The organism is Sharpea azabuensis DSM 18934 (genome assembly GCF_000702165.1).
In the GTDB taxonomy this organism is placed as follows: Bacteria; Bacillota_I; Bacilli_A; order Erysipelotrichales; family Coprobacillaceae; genus Sharpea; species Sharpea azabuensis.
The window spans coordinates 51,954-74,316 of the sequence record NZ_JNKU01000001.1 but is presented as its reverse complement, the minus strand read 5'-3'; the positions used below and the strand labels follow the sequence as shown (position 1 = coordinate 74,316).

The window sequence follows — 22,363 nt, the reverse complement described above, 5'->3', positions numbered from 1 at the left end:
GTTTTGTTGGGATTTATTATGGTTTAATAATAATTGTATAGATTCCCTTATGACGGCCAGATCCCGTAGTAATTGAAATATTAGGAATACTAATTTTACTTAGCGCACCATTTATATATATATAGTTTGCATTATATGGTTCATCATAAAATCCTGTTCCCTTAAATATTCCATTTGCAATATTTTGACTCCTAACAATAATTTCTCTCATGTTATTTATGGCATTTTCTTTTATTATTTTGCATACTTTAATATTTGTAATAGTCCATTCATTAGAACTAATACCAGATGAGATTAAATACGAACTAAATCTATTCAAGACCTCTTTTTCATTAGTATTCCAATGATTAAGAACTTCTGAATTAAGGTTAATATCATTTTCATTCACAAATAAAGATATACCTGCTCCCATATTTGGATCATTAAATAATTTCATGAAGGACTTTTGTGTTAGTTTTATATATGTAAAATGTTTTGAGTCTGGTCGTTTACATGAGATACCTGATCCAGGTAATGGCATAACATCTAAATCAGCGATTGCATCTTCATCTAACCAATAATTGTTATCAAGAAGAATACTATGTGCTATTTGGCCCTTGACTAAATACACATCAGTTTTAGGCAAAACTTTTTTCTCAGATAATTTGGAGTAAACTGTTTTCGAAACACGCACTGCATAGATATCTTCAAGTTGAGACCTATTTAGAGCTGTGCCAATAAATTTCCAAAGTTTTCCTGTTCGTTTTATATCCCTATTTAGCTTTGATACTAATTCATACTCTTCCCAATTTCCTGCAGAAGTGCCTTTATTCTTAGAATCATCTAACATATAAATTTTAGAGAGATCTTGCTTCATTCTACCCCATTTCACCTGCAAAGAGTATCTTTTATGTTCATTCTCCATTTTTCCAGTTAGGTTTCGATTCCACGGTTGAACAGTCAATGATCCTAATGAAAGAAGTGCTGCTTCTGAATTCTCTTTTTTGTTTAAATAATCTACGATAGAAGAAATTGGAACTATAATGCCTGTTACATTTGTTCCATAATAGATATAATCAGTTTTAATATTCATTTGCTCACCACTTTTTCCATATACAAGAAAACGTTTTATTAGAGCCTCCTTATTACTATCAAAAAAAGCTTGTGCAATAGTTGCCTGTTTACTGAAATGTTCTTTTATTTCTACTGTATTTTTTAGCCTATCTTCAACAGTACTTTTTCCATCAAGAGTACCATCTCCGAACATAATTGTTAAAAAAGAGTCTTCCTCTTCATGTGTCATTCCTAATTCATCTTTACAGTAATTGATGAAACAATCAATCTTTTCTTGGTGTACAGAATTTCCACCACCCATAAATACAGTAATATTTACCTTTTCACCTTTCACTTCAATAGATATACGTGGTTTAACTTCATTATTTTTTATCTTTGAAGCATGTAATCTTTCAGACATAGCAACATAAGGGAACATAGTTTTTACAATATTTTTTATAGCAAGTGGTAACTCTGATACTCTTTTATTATTTATTATTGATATCAAATTAACATGATTTTCAAAACCTTGACTATTATTCCCAATAATATGTCCTTGCTGAGCTGTAGATTTTCTTTCTCTTTCTTTGGCTGCTTGATATTGATTTATCTTCTCTATATCTTTTTTACAAGTTCCCCACTTTATTTGGATAGAATGTCTTCTATCTTCCAACTCTGTTTTTCCTTCCAAGTTTCTGTTCCACACTTGTAATGAAAATGGGCCAATTACTAATGGAGAATTTTTAGCATTCGGCTGATTCACCAAATAATCAATGGTATCATAATTTAGTGGGCACCAAATACCTTTATTTGCATCACCATGATACAAATAATCTGCTTTTTTTCTATTGTATGTTCCCTTACGACCATAAATCAAAAAGCGTTCAATCAAACTTCTTTTATTTCGATCTAAAAATTTTTGAACCGTATTTATTTCATTTCTATATGTTTCAATCAATTCTTGATCTTTCAAACGTTCTTCTGGAGAACTGTCACCATCTAGAGTCCCATCTCCATAAAGATATAATAACAAGCTATCCCTTTCTGTTTTAGACATATCTAATTCAGTCATACAAAAATGAATGAAAAATTCAATCTTTTCTTGATGTACAGAATTTCCACTGCCTTTCTTAACACTAATATAATGTTTTTCTCCATCAACCTCAATCTCTACATCTGGTTTATATCCAGCTCCTCCGATTTTTTTTGCTTGTACAATATCTGTACCATTCACATTTTTATAAATATCTTTAATAAAGTGTTGTTGGTAAGATGTCAAACGCTTTAACATTTTATTATTTAGCGCTCCAACTAATTTTTTTTCATTTTCAACCCCATCATTTTGTCCCATTATCTTTACACCTCACTATCTACCAATTTTAACACCCTAATCATTTCTTTTGCTAACATACTAACTATTGTAACAACAACACTATTACCAATTTGCTTATAAGAATGCATAGTATTAGGTTTAATTTGATACCACTCTGGAAATCCCATAAGTCTTAAGCATTCTCTTTCAGTTAGTTTACGCATTTTTTCAACGTAAACTGGGATATTATTCCCTCCTGTACCCATTTTTGCTGTTAGACATGGCGATATTCCATCTGATCGAAAATTACATCGTGATGGTCTAATCTCATTAGCTATAAGAACATTCGTACTATCATATCTTGGACTTAATTTATATTTATCAATATATATGTTAATGTTTCTTTCACACGTTTTAGAAACTAAATAGGAATCACTCACATTAATATCTAGTATATCTTTAACCTTAAACTTTAGATCACATTTTTTAGGAAAATTATAGATTGCTCTAAAATTCCCTTTTTGACCTTCAAAGCCGATTCTTAAGTCCTTTCTAAAGCCTACACAATACCATCTTTTTCGGTTTTGGGGTACTCCATAATCACTTGCATTCATGATTCGCCACTGAAAATTGTATCCTAACTCACTCAAAACATTCTCTATAACATTTATTGTTTTTCCACCATCATGATTTACTATACCTTCAACATTTTCTAAAAAAAACGCAATTGGTTCTCTAGCCTTTATCAATCGTGCAACATCAAAAAAAAGTGTTCCTCTCGCATCTTCAAATCCTTTTCTCAATCCTGCTAATGAAAATGGTTGGCATGGAAATCCAGCTGTCAGTATATCAAATTTTGGTAATTCTTCTAGTGAAATTTTCGTGATATCTCCAAGTGGTTTTTCATTGAAATTTATCTCATATGTGTCACAGGCATACTTATCTATTTCCGAACTTCTTACGCATTTAGCACCATTTTCTTCAAAAGCAATTCTTATTCCACCAATGCCTGCAAACAAATCTATCATTTTATACTGCATCGTTATTATTCCTATCGTTAAATTTCTCCGGCATAAGATAATCATATATTAATTTTTTTGTTATGCCTTCAATCACAGGTGGACTAACCGCATTTCCGGATTGTTTATACATTTGAGTTTTACTAGTACCAATTTTTTTAATATTATCAACAAATTTTTTGCCAAATCCTTGCATGTAAAAATTCTCTACTGCTGTTATTTTCCTGATTGCTTTCTCACCATTTCTTTCAACAAATATTTTCGTTGAATCTGATCTTGCTAACACAGTAGGTGAAATTCCCTTAACTGAGTATACCCTTCTTTGTCTTTCTAAATCATTGTAAATTTCTCTGGGCAAGTCAAATAGTTTAATTATTCTTTCTTCATAGTTGTCAACATCAGTAAAGTGATTAATATTCAAAAAATCTTTTATAGAAACACTATTATAATAAAAATCGTCAGAAACTTCGCATTCTAAAACATCCTCCATGTGTTTATTTACATTGTTAAAGCTAATATCATTAAAAAAATTAAAGCCTCTAAAATCAGTTTCATTTAATTTTTCTTTTAAAGAATTAGCTTTAACACTTCTGATATCTTTATCAAATTTTTTTGTAGTTCCATTATATATACCACAAATGTATGTTCTATCTCTGTTTTGTGGAACCCCTGCTTCACTCGAATTTATAACTGTAAAATCAACAGTATATCCAATATCATTTAAAGTGCTTAAAATTTTCCGAACTGTTCGTGATTGATCATGGCTAATCAAGTTCTTTACATTTTCTAACAAAACATACTTCGGCTTTTTTTCATTAAGTATTCTAGCCACATCAAAAAATAACGTACCCCTAATATCCTCAAAACCTTTTCTTTTACCTGCAATACTAAAAGACTGACATGGAAAACCAGCCAGAAGTAAATCATGGTCTGGTATCATTTTTTCATCCATTTTAGTTATATCTCCAAAAAGATTTGTTGAATCAAAATTTGTAGCATAAGATTTACGTGCTGCTGCATCTATTTCGGATGCAAAAACTACACGATAATTCACACCAGCCATTTTTAATCCTTCTTCAAATCCACCAATACCGGAAAACAATGATACCACCTTGATTGCATATGGGTTCTCATTAATGTTTTTATTTTGAAATTCTAAAACGTCATCCACACCACAATTTAAAACACTACATATTTTTTCCAAAGACGCCATTGAAATATATTCATTATTTTTTAAATGAGTAAGAATGTTGGCACTACATTTTGCTTCCTCAATTAATTCTCTCGGTGTCATTTTACGTTCACTTATTTTATCGAATAATTTATTATATTTAACAGACATCTTTACATCGCTCCACTATAAGGTGATAATATCACGATATCGTGATGTTATCAACAATATAATGTTTTTAAATAGGGAGCTTCTCTCAGTTCCCCTCTAGGCAATGACAAATCTATCGTCATATCTGTCTAGAAGGTTTACAATAGCTTGATTGATCATAGGTTCGGACTTCCTACTGTTTGACTTCATCAGAGAATTTTCTGATAAAGTCAACAAAAGAGTACTTTCTAAGCTTATCTTTAAACATGCTGATGAAAAATATTCTTCATGCTGGTTACCTACTTAACATTCCAGGAATATTGTAACCTAGATTCAAAAATGAGGTTGCCAAACAGGATTGTTTAAATCCCTGATACCGGATTATATTTCGATTCATAGAAAAATTTCCAAATGGGAGATATTCCCTATCAAATTATATTAAATAATTTCTTATAAGAGATGCTCAGTTTCAAGCCCCACTCTAATATATAACATATAATGTATATTATATTACCACGAATGCTCGATATTGGGGAACTTTCATTGCTTTTTTTGGGTAAATATAACACGATTTTTTATTTTAATTATGCAAAACCCAAAAAGGTAGAGCAATATTTTCATATCTGATAGGGAACTTCTCTCAGTTAGCCCCTACGCATGGACGAGTCTAGCCTCATATCTGTCAAGGGCGTTGCCAATGGCCTGATTGGTCATAGGCACGGACTTCCTGATATACTTGGCTATCTTCTCCATGAAGTGTCTTCCTGTATATCTGTGGTTGTACCTGTACTCCTGCTCAGCCAGCAGCAGTAGCAGGTCCCTCTTGCATACGCCCTTGTAGATGTTCTTGATGTTGTTCTCAAAGTTGCTGGCTACAATATTGAGCCATTTCATCTTGTGGTTTCTGTCCTGGTAGTCAACTTTTGAGTTCTCAAGCTCTACATAGTCCTTCATCCACATGAAGCATGTATCGTTATCAGTGGAAACCTTGCGCTGCTTGTCCATGACGACATGCTTGAACATGAAGTTCCTGACAGGGCTGGCCTTGTGTCCGGGAAGGACATGAAGCTTCATGTGCCTGGGATACTCGTTGTCGCCGTCAGTGGAAAGAACCATCAGCACCTGCTGCTTGTTCTCTAAGCCTTTTCCACGCTTGCCGCCTGGATTTCTTCCACCAACCTCAATGATATCAGCCTCATAGAACATTGATTCGAGGTTCTTCTCATTGTTGCTTTCAGCCATAAGGATCCTGAACTTTCTCAGGTATCTTCTTGCAGTCTTTACTGAGACATCGATGTTATTGGCCAGATCAGGGGCGCTCAGTCCTCTGTTGCTTGTGAAGAAGAGATAGAGCGCAATGAGGATCTGAAGCAGGGTAAGGTTGGAGTTATCAAGGATAGTGCCACCAAGCAAGGTATGCTGCTTGCCACATTTCTTGCACTGAAGGATGTACCCGTTCTTGATGTCACTTCTCTTAATGAGATAGTACTCATGGCATTCGCATCTGTCACATACAAATCCTTCAGGGAACTTGATTGTAGTGAAGAACTCAACCTGCTTGTCCTCATCAGAGAATCTTCTGATGAAGTCAACCAGGGAGTCCTTTCTTGGCTTGGCTTTTGCGTGCTGATGGAATCTGTTCTTCATGATGGTGGACCTCCTTGACTATCTAAGACTATTGTAGCCTAAATTTAGTAACGGTGTCGTCAAGAAGGGCCGTTTAAATCCCATATGTGGGATTATATTTCGAAACTTCAAAAAGGACTTACTGAGAGTTGTTCCCTATCAGATTTTCATAAACCAACCTTTTTATACTTTATAATCAATCAGTTATTTACTCTAGTTATTTAAAACCAAATGCATTAATTGTTCTATTCTTATCTTAAATAAACCTTATTCTAATTGACTAACTTATCATAATATTAAAAGTACTTCTTCAACCTATTTCATGACATAGAATAATGTCTACTACTCTTAACCATAGGTAGCTTGTTTAATATTGTATTAAATGCTGATGCATATTTCCTTCGTATTTAATTTGTTTCACTCTTAAATTCGAAATACTTAATATATCTATCTTCAGGAGATGACTATTTGCTACATGTTAACTTATAAATCTTACTCAGCTTTTTGATTTTTTTGCCATAAGTTCCCATTTCTTCTCTCTCCACCAAGCACAAATTCAGCTGCAGTTGATAAATTTTGAAATACCCTTTCATCCTTCAAAATAAATTTTTCATCTATTTGTTCAATAAATCCTTCTTCGACACATTCATTTCTAATTTCACTTATTTTAGGATTGGTTTCATTTGTTAAATCAATGATACTATTAGCAAGAACAGCCACTCTACCATCCTGATACAAATAGCCCTTAGCTACTAATTCTTCATTTGAATACAAGTATAGTATTTGATTTTCATCAGCAATATGGACTTTGCTTTTAATATACGGGAATATTTTTTCAAAACGTTTTATCATTTGATTTGTACGTTCGTCAATGTCATCCAAATCCCAATCCGTTTTCTTTAAGATTTCAGTATTTAACTTTATATGATTTGATTTTTCTAGCACTTTCTTCTTCTCTACAAAGTCTCTATTTTGCATTGTTGAATTGTCTATGGATGATACGATTGTTAGATTTCCTAATCTATTGACAAATGATGCATACTCATCGTCACTTAAATCGCTTGTTTTTTCTGTCCAGTTATAATCCCTTGTTTGTGGCATCACATGCTCTATATTAAGTTGTTTTAAATCAAGGATTACTTTGCTTTCATCCATTTCTAGTTGATCCAATAACCATTTACTTTTACTTAACGTATAGAAATTAGCCGTTTTTAAATTATTAGTAATTTCTGCATCTGTAGGTAAGTGTGCATTAGTATTGAGGTTTTTAAATACAAGTTCACTTTTTACTATATCAATAAAGTTTTTGCCACCCACAGTATTGTACTCATCTAAAACATTTTTTAAAATACTTGGAAATTTTCGACTTATATCATTTGCATCTTTTCCAGCTAAAATACGTCTAGTAAAGTATATATTAGTCAATTTAATAGTTTTCTGAAGTTCATATTTATTTATTTTTCCCTGATGATATAAAGAGAATACTCCTAAGATAAATGGTGCATGCGTTTCATAATGAAGGTTTCTAAAATCATATATGACCTGTCCTAATTCATCTTTTTGATTACTCAAATATAATCTATGAAAATCTTCTGATGATTGCTTTATTTCTGATAGTATTTTTTCACTATTGGTTTCGCCATCTACTTGTTTCCAATACTCCTTAAAAGCGTTATAGATTTTATTAGCTCCCGTTAGATTGAACTGTTTAGATGCTAAATAAAATCTAAAGAAAAAATCGAGTTTCCTACTATGATCAGTGTTAGTTTCTAAATTCTTCCAATATAAATCATATAAATGTTCTTGTTCATCATTTCCCTTATTCATTAAAATGAAATTTCTAATTAAGTCCGATTGTGAAAGTTTTGCCCCTGTAGAGTTAATAGATTCAAAAATTTCCTGAGGATTATCAGAGCTATCCAATTCAATAAGTACAACATAAAGTCTATTTAATGTGCTTAAAATAGACATATAATCATAACCTTCTTCAATGAATCCTTTCAACACATCATAGATATAGAAAAAATTTTGTTTAATATTTGAAGAATCATCACATTTGCCTAATTCCTCAAAATTTTCTTTTGAAATATAATTATAGGCGTCATCATCAGACACTTGTGGTTTTAATTTATACTTGTACTTTTCACTAAGCTCGTTTTTTTCAAAAAAAGTATTTTCTAGATACCCACGAAAAAAGTCATCCGTGCCAGGTAACGCTTTCGAAGCATTTTCTTCACTTTCCCTTGCTTTATCTTTAAAGAGTTTTCTAAGTGCATGAACAATTAAGAATATAGTTGTGATTCTTTGTTGTCCATCCACAACAGAATTTTCTACAAATCCCTGCACTGTTGTCGGATAAGTAATAATGGTTCCAATAAAATGTTTACTTTCGTTATTTTTTAACAAGAGAGTTATATCATTCATTAATTTTGCTATTTGATCATTCTTTTTCCATGTGTAATTTCTTTGATATACTGGTATGATAAATTGCTTACCGTTACTTCCAGGTCCTAATAACCCGTATAATAATTGATACTCAACTGGCTTCATTTCGAAAAACCTCCATATTCAATAATAACAGAGTTTGGTCTATTTGTCAGAAATCTAGAAAAAATTCTCATAAACAATATTCAAAAATAAAATCTATCTTTCTAATTAATAGTCTTCCATTTAGAAGAGCCATAAGCTATTTTAAGAAAAATGCTTGCCTATTCATAAGCTTTATTATGTAATCTTATCCTATTTATATGTAGTGTCTCATAATCCCACATTGTCAGTCCATTTGAAATTAATGTCAAGAATTATACCTAAGAGAAATAATACTACAGAATACGATTCGAGCAGTGAATAACATGTGGTTTACTTATCCCTTATCCCCTAAAATTTTTCCTAATTATACCAGCTTCTCACTTTTGATAACAGAGGCAAGAAAGAATAAGCATATAAGAAAAAACAGGCCTAAGTTAAGCCTGTTAAATATAATATTCAAGATCATGATCAACTTTCATATTGAAGATTTCAAAGATTTTATCTCTAATATGAATAAAGTCATCAGAAGTACGGTCTCTTTCAAAAGGCATGTGGACATCCACGATGCTTTTAATACGACCTGGATTAGGTGATAATACGACAATACGATCAGCTAAATAGACAGCTTCTTCAATATCATGTGTGACAAAGATAATTGTTTTCTTTTCTTTCGTAGAAAGAAGACGAGTATCATCCTGAAGTTTCATTCTTGTGATGGCATCCAATGCTGCAAATGGTTCATCCATGAAAAGAATGTCTGGATTTACCGCCAATGCTCTCGCAATTGCTACACGCTGTTGCTGTCCACCTGATAACTGATGTGGATGACGGTCTTTATACTCCGATAATCCGACAAGTTCTAAATAGTGCTTGATGCGTTCATCTTGTTCTTGTTTGCTTAAGCCCTTTGTTTCTAAAGGTAAAGCAACATTCTTTTCAACACTACGCCATGGCAGCAAGCCATAGTTCTGGAAGATAGTCACATAGCGTGTATCAGGTTTTGTGACTGGTGTGCCATCAATGGTGATTGTGCCACTTGTCACTTTCTCAAAGCCAGCTATGGCATTCAATAATGTTGTCTTGCCACATCCTGAAGGACCTAAGAGACAGGTGAATTCACCTTGATTAATGGATAGATTGATATGATCCAAAGCAAGAAAGCTTGTCTTTTCTTGTTTGTATTCTACACTTACATCTTTGATATCAATATACATATTTAGCCTCCAAATCCCCATGTTTTTCTGATTGTCTTTTCTAATAGTCCAATGGCATGATCTAAGATAAGACCAATAAGACCTATCGTAATGATGACCGCCAGTAAGGCATCAGGACGCATGGTATTTTTGGCATCCATAAGCAGAAAGCCTAATCCTGTCTGACTGCCAACCATTTCCCCTGATACTAGAAATATCCAGCATGTTCCAAGTGCTAAATGCAAGCTATGGAAAATTTGTGGAAAGGCAGCTGGTAAGACAATCTTGAAGATCGTCTGTAACTGTGTTAAGCCAAATGTCTTTGCAACCTTAAGATAGACAGGATCGACATTAACGACTGCTTTCACGGTTGAAAGAAGAATGGGAAAGAAGCCAGCAATAAAGATAATCGCAATGGCAGGCATGTTGCCAATGCCAATCACTAAGACAAGAAATGGTAGCCAGGCGACAGGTGCTATTGGCCTGATCAGCTGAACGATGGGATTGACATAGCTAAAAGCTTTAGGAAACCATCCCAGTAATAAGCCAAAGCTTATTCCTAGTATTGCTGCAAGGAAATATCCAATCAGGAATCTCAATAAGCTATCTTTGATATGAACCCACAAAATAGCATCCGTTGTGGAACCGGAAAGACCTTTTGTCGCTAAACCTACAAAGGCATTAAAGACTTTAAGAGGTGAAGGAAAGAGTGCTGTATTCATTCCGCCAAAGATTACTGCAAGCTGCCAGAGAATGATGAGAATAAGAAATGAGATAAGTATTGTTCGTATTTGTTTAAGCGTTTTCTCCATGGGCATTTGCTCCTTGATAGATGAAATCTTGATAGCTTGGTGGATTAGGATTGATACCATCCTGTTTGACCTTTAAAGCCAAGTTATCATAATCTTCTTGAGTCAGTGTTAAATCATCAAAGTGGATCCAGGCTAATGACTGCTTAAGAACAGCTTTATCCTGACCAAGATATTTTGAAGCAATGCGCATTGCTTCTTTTCTTTTTGCAAGTTTCTTGCCAGCTTGTTTATAAGCTGAGATGACTTGATTGATTTGTGTTTGTTTCTTTGTAATGGCAGCATTATTGAAGACCATTGCGCAACAAATAGAATTCTGCCAGAGTTCTTCCGATGTCTTGAGAACATGACCTATTTTCGTATTAATGGCTACTGCCCCAAATGGTTCAGCAACACAATAAGCATCAATAGCGCCACTATTTAATGAAGACGGCATTTCACTAGGAGCGAGCTGGATGATTTTGACATCATTCTTTGAAAGATGGGCTTTTTCTAAAGCGAGCTGGATTAAGATGTTGTGGGAGGACTGGGCATGGGGAATGGCAATTGTTTTGCCTTTTAAATCGGACAAGTTCTTGATGTCCTTTTTGGCAATAATGACATTGCCATCTTTATGGCCCAAAGCCACAGCTTTAAGATCAATGCCATTGCTTTTCGCTTTCATCGCCAGTTCAACAAGTACTGATGCCCCATCAATTCTTCCGGCATTCAAAGCATCCATTAAATCCGCCCAGTTATTAAATTTTGTGAGTTTTATATGAACATTTTTTTGATCTAAGATTTCTTTTGTTTCAAATACAGATAAGGCATGGGTGATTGGCAAATAGCCAAGGTTGATTGTCTTGCTGTTGTCTGCCTTACTACTGCAGCCAACTAGAACTGATAAAGCAAGAAGTAAGGCAATAGGCTTACGTATCATTATTTAATCCCAGCCTAGAGCCTTACGCTGTTTCTTGAAATCTTCAACAATCTGTTCACCCAGTGCTTTTGGATCAACGTTGACAATCATTGCTGATCCAAGTAAATCCTTTGTTTCTTCCTTGAGGAAGTTGATGACATTGGCAGAGCCATGAATAGGCGCTTCAACGCAATGATAAGAATTAAGGCCCATGAGGCGGAAGCCAAGCGCTGCATCAATGCCCTTTTCATTACCCCATTCAGGTGATGAAAAGGCAAATGGCAAGTCACAAAGCTTTTCACCAAGAACACCGGCAAGATCACCAAATATGGCTGAAGAACGGGCATTATCAATACATTCGCCAACATGCCATACAGGTGGTAAATCATCACCTAATACTTCATGCAACCCAACACCGGCAAGCGCACCTGCGCCTTTCTTACAATAGCCAAGCTTCATCAGTGGGAAGGATGCACAGCCATTTGTGAGAATGAGAACATTATTTTTAATCAAGACATCGGCAACATCCACAATTGTACGTTCATATGGTACTTTAGGATTATTACAGCCAACCATATTGACAATACCAAGAATCTTGCCACTCTTAAGTGCTTCTGCCAATGGTTTCATTGAGCCAAAATGACGATGTACATATTCTAGTGAGAAACCGACTTCAGCTTCAACTTCATATGGAGGAATATGGACTGGTGTACCCTTTCTTGCCGCAAAGCTTTCAATTGCACGTGTGACAATCTTTCTCGCAATGGCTTTTGTTTCACCAATATTGGAATGATGGTGATCGTAGGCAATATGTTCTGCTCCTGGCAAACGTGCTGAATCACTTGTTGTGACAACTGTTGTCTTGAAGCATCTTGCGACATCCATAATAGCTGGGAAGACATCCTGGACATCAGCCACCCATAAATCTAATGCACCCGTTGCTAGAACAAGTTCAGCAGTCACCGCATTAGAAAGAGGAATAACACCTTCATAGCGATACATAGCTGATAATCCACTACAACAAATACCATAGAAGCGTATCCCTTTAGCTCCTACCTCCTTAGCCATCTTGATGAATTCTTCACTCTGTCCTTCCTTGACAATCTGACTGACAAGCGTTGGTAAATGGCCATGGACAGCGATATTGACATAGCCTTCCTTTAAAGCACCCATATTGGTCTTTGATGTAACACGATCACCAACCCCAAACAAGCCATCAGTCGCAATGCTTGTCGCAAGTACTGTACTGAATACAAATGTCAGTCCACAACGTAAGAACTGCTGCATAACATTCTTCCAGTCACCATCCGTACCAACACCTGTACGATGATAGGCTTCAAATGTTTCATGGTAGGCTGAAATAGGCAGAATATCAAGCTTCTTCCAGATTTCCTGGCGTTCTTTTGGGGCACAGGCAGTAATTGTCTTATATTCATCTGGTTCTGTTCTTGATAAATCTTCCAATAAGATATTGGCAAGATCAATGGTGATGTTTTTAATTTGGCGATGCTCAGTCTTAATGCCAAATTGCTTGGCTACAGCACGAATCTTGTTTTCCCCAATTAGTGGTAAGTCGAGCTTACCTTCGGCTGCCCACTTCAATGAAAGAATGACTTCTCTAGCATGTATGCCATGCTGAGCAACACCTGAAGCAGCTGAACGTAAGAGATTTCTTGCGACAATCAGATCAGCATCCGCACCGCAGACACCTTTAGGACTTTTCTTCGTAATCTTGCAAGGTCCCATATTACATATCTTACAGCACACGCCTGATAAGCCAAATGAACACTGTGGCTGCTGGCTATCAAAGCGGTCAAAAGCTGTTGGCATATCCAATTCCTTCATTCTCACTAGCATCTCTTTAACAGCTGGATCAGGTGTTTTTTCCAACACTTCTTCAGCCTTAGGAAATGTCTTACGATAATCATTGACAGCCTGCATATAGTCAGCTGTAAACTCTGCTTCATGAATGTGGGTATAAAGATGTCCATGCTCATCTTCATGGGTATGTGCATGGTGATCTGCAGGAACGATGACAGTTGGAACACCGTTCTTGTCAAAGCCAATCAAGGCACGATGGGAATGCTTTTCTGTACTCATACTCTTTCTCCTCTATTACCTATCTTTTTAGTAGGTATTAATGTTATTGGGGATATAATACGAGAGATTGGCGCATACGTCAACACTATTTTTTATAGTAATTTATCATTAAACTAAATTTTATTGATAATTGTCTAATAAATGAAAAAAGAGCTATCAACTAGCTCTTTACAACAATATGATCCATTACTTTTCCAATATTATCATTAAAGACAAGGTCAGCACCTGTTCTTCTGCCTACTTCTCCTTTATTCATAAGAATCAGATAATCCCCATGGAAATAATCAATAAGATTGGCAGCTGGATAAACATTTAAACTTGTCCCACCGATAATAAGACAATCCGCATGATTGATGAGGTCTCTTGAATGCAACCAGGCATCTCCAGGTAATCCTTCACCATACATAGTCACATCAGGACGTATCATTCCACCACAATCAGGACAATATGGTACTTCCTGCTCACAAGTAAAGATATAATCGGCAGGGTAGATCTTCTTGCATTTCATACAATAATTACGATATGTTGTGCCATGAATTTCATAGACATGCTTACTGCCAGCCTTTTGATGCAAGCCATCAATATTCTGAGTAATCACCCCATCAAGCTTTCCCTTTTCTTCCATCAAGGCAAGCTTATAATGGGTACGGTTAGGTTTAATTGATCTTGTATCAAGTTTTTGTCGATAGAATTCAAAGAATACCTTAGGATGATTGACAAGACATTCATGGGAGAGAAGATATTCTGGTGAATACTGGTCAAATTCAACATCATGCTGGTTATAAAGACCATCTTTGCTGCGAAAATCAGGTATTCCGCTTTCAGTTGAAACCCCTGCCCCACCAAAGAAAACAATATGCTGACAAGTGTCAATAATATCATTAAGTGCTTCATATTTCTCATTCTCGTTGAGTCTTGATAAATAGGCACTTCTTTCTTTTCTTCCTTTCTTCATCCAATCTTTTTCAAGCATGATCATCACCTCTTGCATCCATTATACCCCTTTATCTTGATAAGCGTACAAAAAAACGATCCTGTCATAAGATCGTTCTTTCATTATTAACGTGATGTCCAGTAGCCATAAATGCCTAAGATAATCAATAAGCCAAACATGATTGCTGACTGCATGACATTAAAGAGGAGTGATGCTAATAAACCAACAACACCAATACCAATCACAACTGAGAACCAGCTATGTTCACGCTGAATGCGTTTAGCTGTACGGCTCTTATCAAGCTCCAATGGCAATTTGTCATGCATCGCATTACCCTTAAGCAAACTGCCCATTGACTTTGTTTCATATTGCTTAAAGATATAAGCTTGTTTTTTTGTTTTGTTTGGTGTGTGGGCGTTATAAAGCATTTGTTTAGCCTGCTTGCTTTTTAGTGAAAAATGAGGCTTTGTCACACCACGATCCACTTGTTTATAGGTTTTGCGCTTGGCGAGGGCAATACTTGGGAATGTGATTTTTGTAACCGCCTTGCTGACAGGCTTTGTCATTTTATAGTTTTGTTTATTGTAGCTTGAGAAGCTTATTTTAGTAGCAGCATTGCTTTGAGCCTTCTTTGGCTTAAGGGATGATTCATGCGTAAAGTGAATTGTATAGTCATTTTGTTTTTTCTTAACTGGCTGTGGTATAACGAAATGAATTCTTGGTAACTCTGCCTGTTTCTTAAGTGGACGTGTTTCATGAATAAAATGAATCTGTGGAATACTATCCTTTGCACGTACCGGCCTTTCTTCACTTCTAAAATGAATCTTAGGAATGCTCTCAACGACTTTTGTTTCCTTATGTTCACTCTGGAAATTGATTTTTGGAATACCATTAACCTTCTTGACTTCCTTATGCTCACTCTGGAAGTTGATTTTTGGAATCTTATTGAGAGATTGTTTTTCTATGAGCGTGTTATCAAAGTGTAACTTAGGAAGACTCTTGTCCGGTGCTTTCTTGAAACTGCGTTCTTCCTCGAAATGAATAGTGACAAGATCAGATTGCTTCTTCTTGAACTCAAGTTTTGGGCCAAAATGAATCTTTGGGAGTGTTTGTGATGGCTTTGTATATTCTCGTTTTTGCGTTTGAAAGTTTATTGTAGGAAGAGGAGCACGAGGATGGGCAACATGCTGGTTGCTTTCAAAGTTTATATATGTCTCCTGCTTTGTTTTTGGTTCTTTGAAAGAGCCTCTTTTGAAATTGATTGTTGGCAGGGGTGCACGAGGATGAGCAACATGTTGATTATTTTCAAAGTTTATATGTGTTTCTTGTTTTGCTTGTGGCTCCTTGAAAGAGCCTCTTTGAAAGTTAATTGTTGGTAAGGGTGTCTCATAATGTTTCTTATTGAGCAAGGATTCTCGTTCGAAGTTAATATGGGATTGTCTGCCTGTTGTTTCTTTTGCTTGATAGGTTCTTTCATAATGACGATCGATATCACTTGACAGCATTTCTTCATCGTGTGCTTCATAGCGCTTTGTGGATGTTGTCAGGTCAATAGAATCCTTCATTCTCTTTCTTTTATAGATTTCTAATAATGAAGGCTTTCTTATTCCTCCTGTTTGTTCATCTTTATAGGGACGCTTATATGCATTAGAAATCATATGGGATTGTTTTGTATAATAACGAGGTTCTCTTTCTAAGGGAGAATCATCGAATGTTTTCTTTTTTCTAGCCATGTCTTTCACCTACGTATGTAGTATATACGAATTTCTTCTAAGAAACAACAAAAGAAAAAAGGTGGCATAGCCACCTTATGTATGAAAATATTATTTAGCTTTGACTTCAGCAGTACCTAAGTCACGACCTTCATTGAAGTTACGTGCATTTTCCATAGTTGTTACTGCGATAGCCTGTAATGCTTCTCTAGTGAAGAATGCCTGGTGTGAAGTTAAGACAACATTAGGGAACATTGTTAGACGTGCTGTGATTGAAGAATGTAATCTTTCATCACTTCTATCAGTATAAACGTTAGCGTCTTCACCTTCATATACGTCTAGTGCTACAGCATGGAATTTACCATCCTTTAATGCAGCGATTAAGTCTTCTGCGTCAATTAATGGTCCACGTGCAGAGTTCACTAACATAACATCATCTTTCATCTTAGCGATTGTATCTTTGTTGATGATATGATATGTTCCACCTTCACCCATGATAAGTGGTAAATGTAATGAAATTAAGTCAGCTCTTTCGAATAATTCATCTTTGCTAACATAAGTTAACAAGCCTTCTTCTTCAAGCTTCTTGTTAGGGAAAGCATCCCAGCCAATAACAGTCATGCCATAACCCTTAGCAATTCTAGCGAAGCACTGACCGATCTTACCAGTACCTAAGATACCACAAACCTTATTATGTAAGTCAACACCAAGTAAGCCATTTAAAGCGAAGTTATTATCTTTCACTTTATTATAAGCTCTGCCAAGTCTTCTGTTGGCTTCCTGAAGAATAGCCATTGCATGTTCAGCAACTGCATATGGTGAGTAAGCAGGAACACGAGCAACCTTGATACCACATTCCTTAGCTGCCTGTAAGTCAACATTGTTGAAGCCAGCGCAACGTAATAAGATTAATTTAACACCACATTCAGCTAATGTTTCAACAACTGAACGAGGAGCTTCATCATTAACGAAGATACATACTGCATCATAGCCTTTAGCTAACTGAGCAGTTTCAGGAGTTAAACGAGTAGAGAAATACTTAATATCTGAATTATAAGTGCCTGGACCTTTATCTTTTACTAATTCTGAGAAGAATACTCTGTCATAGTCCTTAGTACCAAAGAAAGCAATCTTTAAGACTTTTTCAGGTGCTTTTTCTTCGAAATCACCATGTAATAAATCTTCAACCTGCTTAACTGCTTCTTCTTCATCAACACCTTCAACTGTTACATTTAAAGTGTCGCCCTTCTTAGCTTCAAGAGCTAAAACCTGAAGTACGTTGTTACCTCCAGCAGTCTTACCATTGCATTCAATAGTTACTGCACTTCTTAAACCAACACATAACTGTGCTAGTAAAGCAGCTGGACGAGCGTGTACACCCATTGGGTTTACAACAACATAAGAAAATTTTTTCATCTGTAATAAGCCTCCTAATATTTTTACACTTAAATAATAGCACAAAATAATTCACACGTTTAATAAAAACGTACTTTTCTCCAATAATTTAATAGCGTTAACATGAATTAAATGAAAGCGTGTCAAAAACGTTTATCTCATTTACGTACAAAGACAAATAAACCACCTATTTCTGACGTATAATGTGCTTTGTCAAACCCTTCAACATATGTTAGCTTATAACATGTTTGCATACGCATTGTATCATAGGAATGAATGGATTTTAGAAAGCCATAAACATCATCACTGATGACAATGACTCTCTTGATATCTGAATGATAAAATGATTGCGAAAGAATGCTTGAAAACTGATGATTTTCTAAATGCACAATCACACTGTCATAATGATTACGAGAAAGAAGCTGACTTGCCCGTTGTTCAACTGGCCCTTTGTAGAGATGCATGTTGATGAGATTTAGATTTTTCTTATTTCTTAGCGCATCCTCAAATTCATAATCTTCATCAAAAATACAGCTTACCTCATTTGAAAGTCCATATTCCATCATTCCATTGCCACAATAAAGAGCAAGCACATGATTGTCATTTTCAACAAGTTCATAAAGCGTTTTTGATAGATTACGATTGAACGTGAAATTAGACTGGTAGGATAAACGATAGGTGATATTTTGTGAAGTCAGGTGATAGTGATGACGGCCATAGATATGCACTGGTGAGCCTAACTTGATATAGCGCCCAACACGTATAACCTGGCATTTATATAAGCCAAGAATCTGCTTATTTGCTTTTAGCTTTTCAACAAGTTCTTCATTTAAATCCCCACGTCCACTCTCTATAAAGACAAGACAGCCTTCTTCTACCTGTTTGATGCGCACACCTTTAATGCCTTTTTGTGTTGGATCATCATAAGTTGACACATGGCAGGCATTCATGACTTCTTCAAGATAGTGAAGAGTAGCGTTGATCATTTCATCATTAAGAAGACATTGACTTTTGAAGGTTATGCTTTCTTTCGTCAGTTCGCCAAAATAGACTGTTCCTTTATAGTCATAGAGATCATATCGAACATCCTTTAAATAATGCAGCTGTTGATCTGAAGGCATGAAAGAGAGATGATAATCTTTGAATGTTGTAAAGCGTTTAATAAGGGTTGCAAGTGTTTCTTTCTTATGGGTCAATTGCGCAGAAGAAGCCATATATTGGAAACAACAGCTATCACACAGATCTGCCTGCAGGCATACCGGTGTCGTTCGCATTGCTGAAGGAACAATAATCTTCATTGCCAAGGCATCAATATCATGCGCCCTTTCTTTTTTGATCGCAACCTGGACAATTTCATGAGGAAGCACATTTTTAAGTAATGTCTTCTTACCTGCAAGCATGGCAACCCCCTGACCAAGATGGTTAATGGCATCAACCTTAATGATACTAATGGAGTGGGCTAAACGCTTTTCATAAAAGAGATGGGTCACATACATCCCCACATAGAAAATCTCACAGCCCCAATTCAATACAAAGAAAACCATGACAATGGAAGCGAGTGGTCCATAGACATTGGAGAAGGAAACATTCTTGAAGTAATAACGAATAATGAAATACAAAATGATATCTCCTAATGTTGTAACAACAGCTCCCTTAATGGCTTCATTTAGAAAGATATGAGGCTTAGGAATAAGCTTATAGATAAGTGAGAAGAAAAGAATAAATAAAGAAAACAATAAGATTTGTCTTAGTAGGAGATAATCATAGAAGACATCAAAGAAGGCGGCAATCGGCCCAATCGCAATAAAGAAGATAAAGCCAATCGCAAAAAGTAATAAGACAATGGTGATTTCAAAGGTATAGGCATAATAACCAATAATGGTATCTTCATCATTCTTTGCATCAGGAAAGAGTTCTTTGGAGATCTGGTAGACATTGCCAACACCTCTACTGATGGCATAAAGAGACAAGGCAAAGACGACAAATGATCCTAAAGAAATCGTTGGATTCTTAATAATATCCACCAGCATAATCGCATAGGAACTTGTCAGATATTGTTCTAATAAATTGACAAGCATATCTGAATTAAAGTGGAATAAACTTGTCGCAAAGGCCACAATGGAAATAGCAGGGACAATGAGAATAATCAAATAGAATGTCAGGGCAGCAGGTGCATAGGATGGGACATAATGACGATAATCAGAAAAGATTGTTGCCGCTTTTTGATAATAGGCTTTCATCATTTTCACCCATTCTTTTTTCTCCACATCCTTCACCCCCTTTACATTATTATATCAAAAGAAAAAAGAACATCCCAAGAAAAGGATGTTCAAAGCAATTATTCCTCAACATCAATATCTAGACCAAATTCAGATGGTAAAAATCTAGGACAGACATTCTCCTTTGTCGCAATGACACTAGAGGCAAGTCTTGTACCAATAGCACAAGCTTCTCCTAAGCTCTTGCCATATGTCAAGCCAATGACAACCCCGGCAAAGAAACTATCCCCACAGCCGGTTGTATCAATGACTGAGACTTTCTGAGCAGGAATATAGCCTGATTCACCATCACTTGAAGCATAGACAGCACCCTGTGATCCCATGGTGATAATCATTTCGTTCAGTTCAGCACTTTGAATCTTGACTTTAAGAATATCACACATTTCTTCCGGTGTCTTGCCTTCATAGTCATCTGAGAAGAAGATGCCTGCTTCCTGAAGATTGCAGACAAAGCAATCCGTACGTTTAATAAGGTCTCTGCGTTCAACGGCAATCGACATGTTGGAAACAAGGGCATAGACTTTTTTATGGTATTTTTCGGCTAAGGCAAAAATCTTCTTCATGATATCCGCCTTCATATCAATTTCACAGACAACACTATCCGCATTCTTAATGATTTCATCACCTTGTTCATCAAGAATCGTCCCAATTTCATCAAGATCAGGACGCTTACTGATGGATGCCACAACATCCCCTTCATTATCGAAGACAGCTAGCCATGTCCCCAATCCATCCTCGGTTTTACGGATATATTGGGTATTGACTCTATGGCGGTTAAGCTTGTTGATGACATCATCACTAATACCACTCTGATCAACAACTGAGACAAATGTTGGTCTTAATTCCACATTTGCGATATCTTCAGCCACATTACGACTGACACCACCATGTACCTGGGTCACTCTGCCGGCATTTCTTCCTGCTGGTATATATAATTTATTAGGATATCCCTTGATATCCACAAATACGGCTCCTATTACAACTACGCCCATGTTTTTTCTCCTTATATGATCTGGAAGATATAGAATTTTAAATAACTTGTTTCGGCCATGCCCCAAAGAATAGGATGGTCATGATTTTGCTGGGTCACACTGACTTGTTTAAGCGTGACACCTGTTTCTCTGGCTGCCTGTCTCAGCATTTTTTCATACATTTCACGCTCCATAAAACGTGAACAGCTACAGCTAATAAGATAACCACCATGTCTTAAGACATTCATGGCTTTTTTATTGATTTCTAAATAGCCTTTGTAGGCATGATCAATTGTGCGTCTATTTTTAGTGAAGGCGGGTGGATCAAGGACAATGATATCATATTGATTCTCTTTGATTGTATCAAGGAAGTCAAAGACATCAGCCTGAACAAATTTCATGCGATCTTCAAGATGGTTGAGTTTCGCATTTTCCAATGCTTCATCAAGGGCTGTCTTGCTGACATCAACGGCAGTGACCTCACTTGCGCCCCCTAAGGCTGCATTGAGGGCAAAGCCACCCGTATGACTAAAACAATCACAGACTTTCTTGCCATAAGCCATCTCTCTGAGTAATAAGCGGTTACTTTTCTGATCAAGGAAATAGCCCGTCTTCTGGCCATTTTCAATATCGACATAGAGTTTTAAGCCATTTTCATTGATGATTGTTGTTGTAGCCAGCTTGTGATTGCCATAAAAGCCCTTATAGAGCTTCAAGCCTTCCTTTTCTCTTGCTTTGACATCATTGCGTTCATAGATAGCCTTAATCTCTACATCATCCTGCTTAAAGACCTTAAGCAAGCAACCATAAAGCATTTCTTTGCGCATTTCCAAGCCATAAGACGTAATCTGGGTCACAAGAATGTCATTATAACGATCGACGGTTAACCCTGGCAGGCCATCTGCCTCACCAAAGACATAACGACAGTTTGTGAGATTCTTACGTTCTACGCATTTACGGAAATCATAAGCAAACTTGATGCGTTTCATGAAGAATGCTTCATCAATCTTTTCATCCTGTTGGCGTGTAAGTATTCTGACAATGACATGGGAATCTCTGTTGAGAAAGCCAGTTGCTAAATATCGTCCATTTTCATAGACAATATCAACAACATCACCATTCACTGCATTCTTATCTATATGAACTAAATTATTGGCATACATCCAGGTCTGTCCTTTTTCAATAAAAGGTGCTCCCTGGTTTGATATCACGACTTTATTTCGCATAGAAATC

Annotated in this window: 15 protein-coding genes; all 15 read right to left on the bottom strand. The window is 36.0% G+C overall.

From position 1 onward, the window contains the following. Positions 1 to 16: 16 nt before the first annotated feature. The 15 genes from T529_RS0100330 to T529_RS0100260 all read right to left on the bottom strand — a co-directional run bounded on the left by T529_RS0100330 (position 17) and on the right by T529_RS0100260 (position 22,356). A complete protein-coding gene (locus tag T529_RS0100330; protein WP_033161612.1) occupies positions 17 to 2,383 on the bottom strand; it encodes a hypothetical protein in 2,367 nt (788 codons plus the stop codon). A gap of 5 nt (positions 2,384 to 2,388) precedes the next feature. Continuing rightward, positions 2,389 to 3,384 (bottom strand): DNA cytosine methyltransferase, encoded by a 996-nt coding sequence (locus T529_RS0100325; protein WP_081823022.1) that lies wholly within the window; start codon positions 3,382 to 3,384, stop codon positions 2,389 to 2,391. Continuing rightward, the gene (dcm, locus tag T529_RS12415) at positions 3,374 to 4,705 is read right to left on the bottom strand and encodes a DNA (cytosine-5-)-methyltransferase (protein WP_051646776.1); all 1,332 of its coding nucleotides are present in this window, start codon (positions 4,703 to 4,705) and stop codon (positions 3,374 to 3,376) included. Before dcm ends, T529_RS0100325 begins: the two co-directional genes overlap by 11 nt. Before the next feature lie 630 nt (positions 4,706 to 5,335). Continuing rightward, complete coding sequence (locus T529_RS12410) at positions 5,336 to 6,331, bottom strand: IS1595 family transposase (RefSeq protein WP_051646775.1); 996 nt, start codon at positions 6,329 to 6,331, stop codon at positions 5,336 to 5,338. A 471-nt stretch (positions 6,332 to 6,802) separates the two neighbouring features. Beyond that, positions 6,803 to 8,860 (bottom strand): DUF262 domain-containing protein, encoded by a 2,058-nt coding sequence (locus T529_RS0100310; protein ID WP_033161610.1) that lies wholly within the window; start codon positions 8,858 to 8,860, stop codon positions 6,803 to 6,805. Positions 8,861 to 9,282: 422 nt separating this feature from the next. After that, positions 9,283 to 10,053 carry an ABC transporter ATP-binding protein gene (locus T529_RS0100305; protein WP_033161609.1) on the bottom strand — a complete coding sequence of 257 codons (771 nt, stop codon included), beginning with the start codon at positions 10,051 to 10,053 and terminating at the stop codon, positions 9,283 to 9,285. 2 nt (positions 10,054 to 10,055) lie between these two features. Continuing rightward, a complete protein-coding gene (locus T529_RS0100300) occupies positions 10,056 to 10,844 on the bottom strand; it encodes an ABC transporter permease (protein WP_202962249.1) in 789 nt (262 codons plus the stop codon). Beyond that, on the bottom strand, positions 10,828 to 11,760 hold the full coding sequence (locus T529_RS0100295; protein ID WP_033161607.1) for an ABC transporter substrate-binding protein: 933 nt from the start codon (positions 11,758 to 11,760) through the stop codon (positions 10,828 to 10,830). The genes T529_RS0100300 and T529_RS0100295 overlap by 17 nt, the downstream gene beginning before the upstream one ends. 3 nt (positions 11,761 to 11,763) lie before the next feature. After that, positions 11,764 to 13,839 (bottom strand): anaerobic carbon-monoxide dehydrogenase catalytic subunit, encoded by a 2,076-nt coding sequence (gene cooS / locus T529_RS0100290; protein ID WP_051646774.1) that lies wholly within the window; start codon positions 13,837 to 13,839, stop codon positions 11,764 to 11,766. Positions 13,840 to 13,999: 160 nt separating this feature from the next. Next, positions 14,000 to 14,812 (bottom strand): NAD-dependent protein deacylase, encoded by an 813-nt coding sequence (locus T529_RS0100285; RefSeq protein ID WP_238560758.1) that lies wholly within the window; start codon positions 14,810 to 14,812, stop codon positions 14,000 to 14,002. Positions 14,813 to 14,898: 86 nt separating this feature from the next. Further along, complete coding sequence (locus T529_RS0100280) at positions 14,899 to 16,506, bottom strand: hypothetical protein (RefSeq protein ID WP_033161606.1); 1,608 nt, start codon at positions 16,504 to 16,506, stop codon at positions 14,899 to 14,901. Between the two features lie 90 nt (positions 16,507 to 16,596). After that, positions 16,597 to 17,901 carry a fused HPr family phosphocarrier protein/2-hydroxyacid dehydrogenase gene (locus T529_RS0100275; RefSeq protein ID WP_033161605.1) on the bottom strand — a complete coding sequence of 435 codons (1,305 nt, stop codon included), beginning with the start codon at positions 17,899 to 17,901 and terminating at the stop codon, positions 16,597 to 16,599. Positions 17,902 to 18,038: 137 nt separating this feature from the next. Further along, positions 18,039 to 20,147, bottom strand: a complete 2,109-nt coding sequence (locus tag T529_RS12405) for a YhjD/YihY/BrkB family envelope integrity protein (protein ID WP_051646773.1) — start codon at positions 20,145 to 20,147, stop codon at positions 18,039 to 18,041. Positions 20,148 to 20,218: 71 nt separating this feature from the next. Then, positions 20,219 to 21,151 carry a carbohydrate kinase family protein gene (locus T529_RS0100265; RefSeq protein WP_033161604.1) on the bottom strand — a complete coding sequence of 311 codons (933 nt, stop codon included), beginning with the start codon at positions 21,149 to 21,151 and terminating at the stop codon, positions 20,219 to 20,221. An 11-nt stretch (positions 21,152 to 21,162) separates the two neighbouring features. Further along, positions 21,163 to 22,356 carry a class I SAM-dependent rRNA methyltransferase gene (locus tag T529_RS0100260; RefSeq protein WP_033161603.1) on the bottom strand — a complete coding sequence of 398 codons (1,194 nt, stop codon included), beginning with the start codon at positions 22,354 to 22,356 and terminating at the stop codon, positions 21,163 to 21,165. Between the last annotated feature and the right edge of the window lie 7 nt (positions 22,357 to 22,363).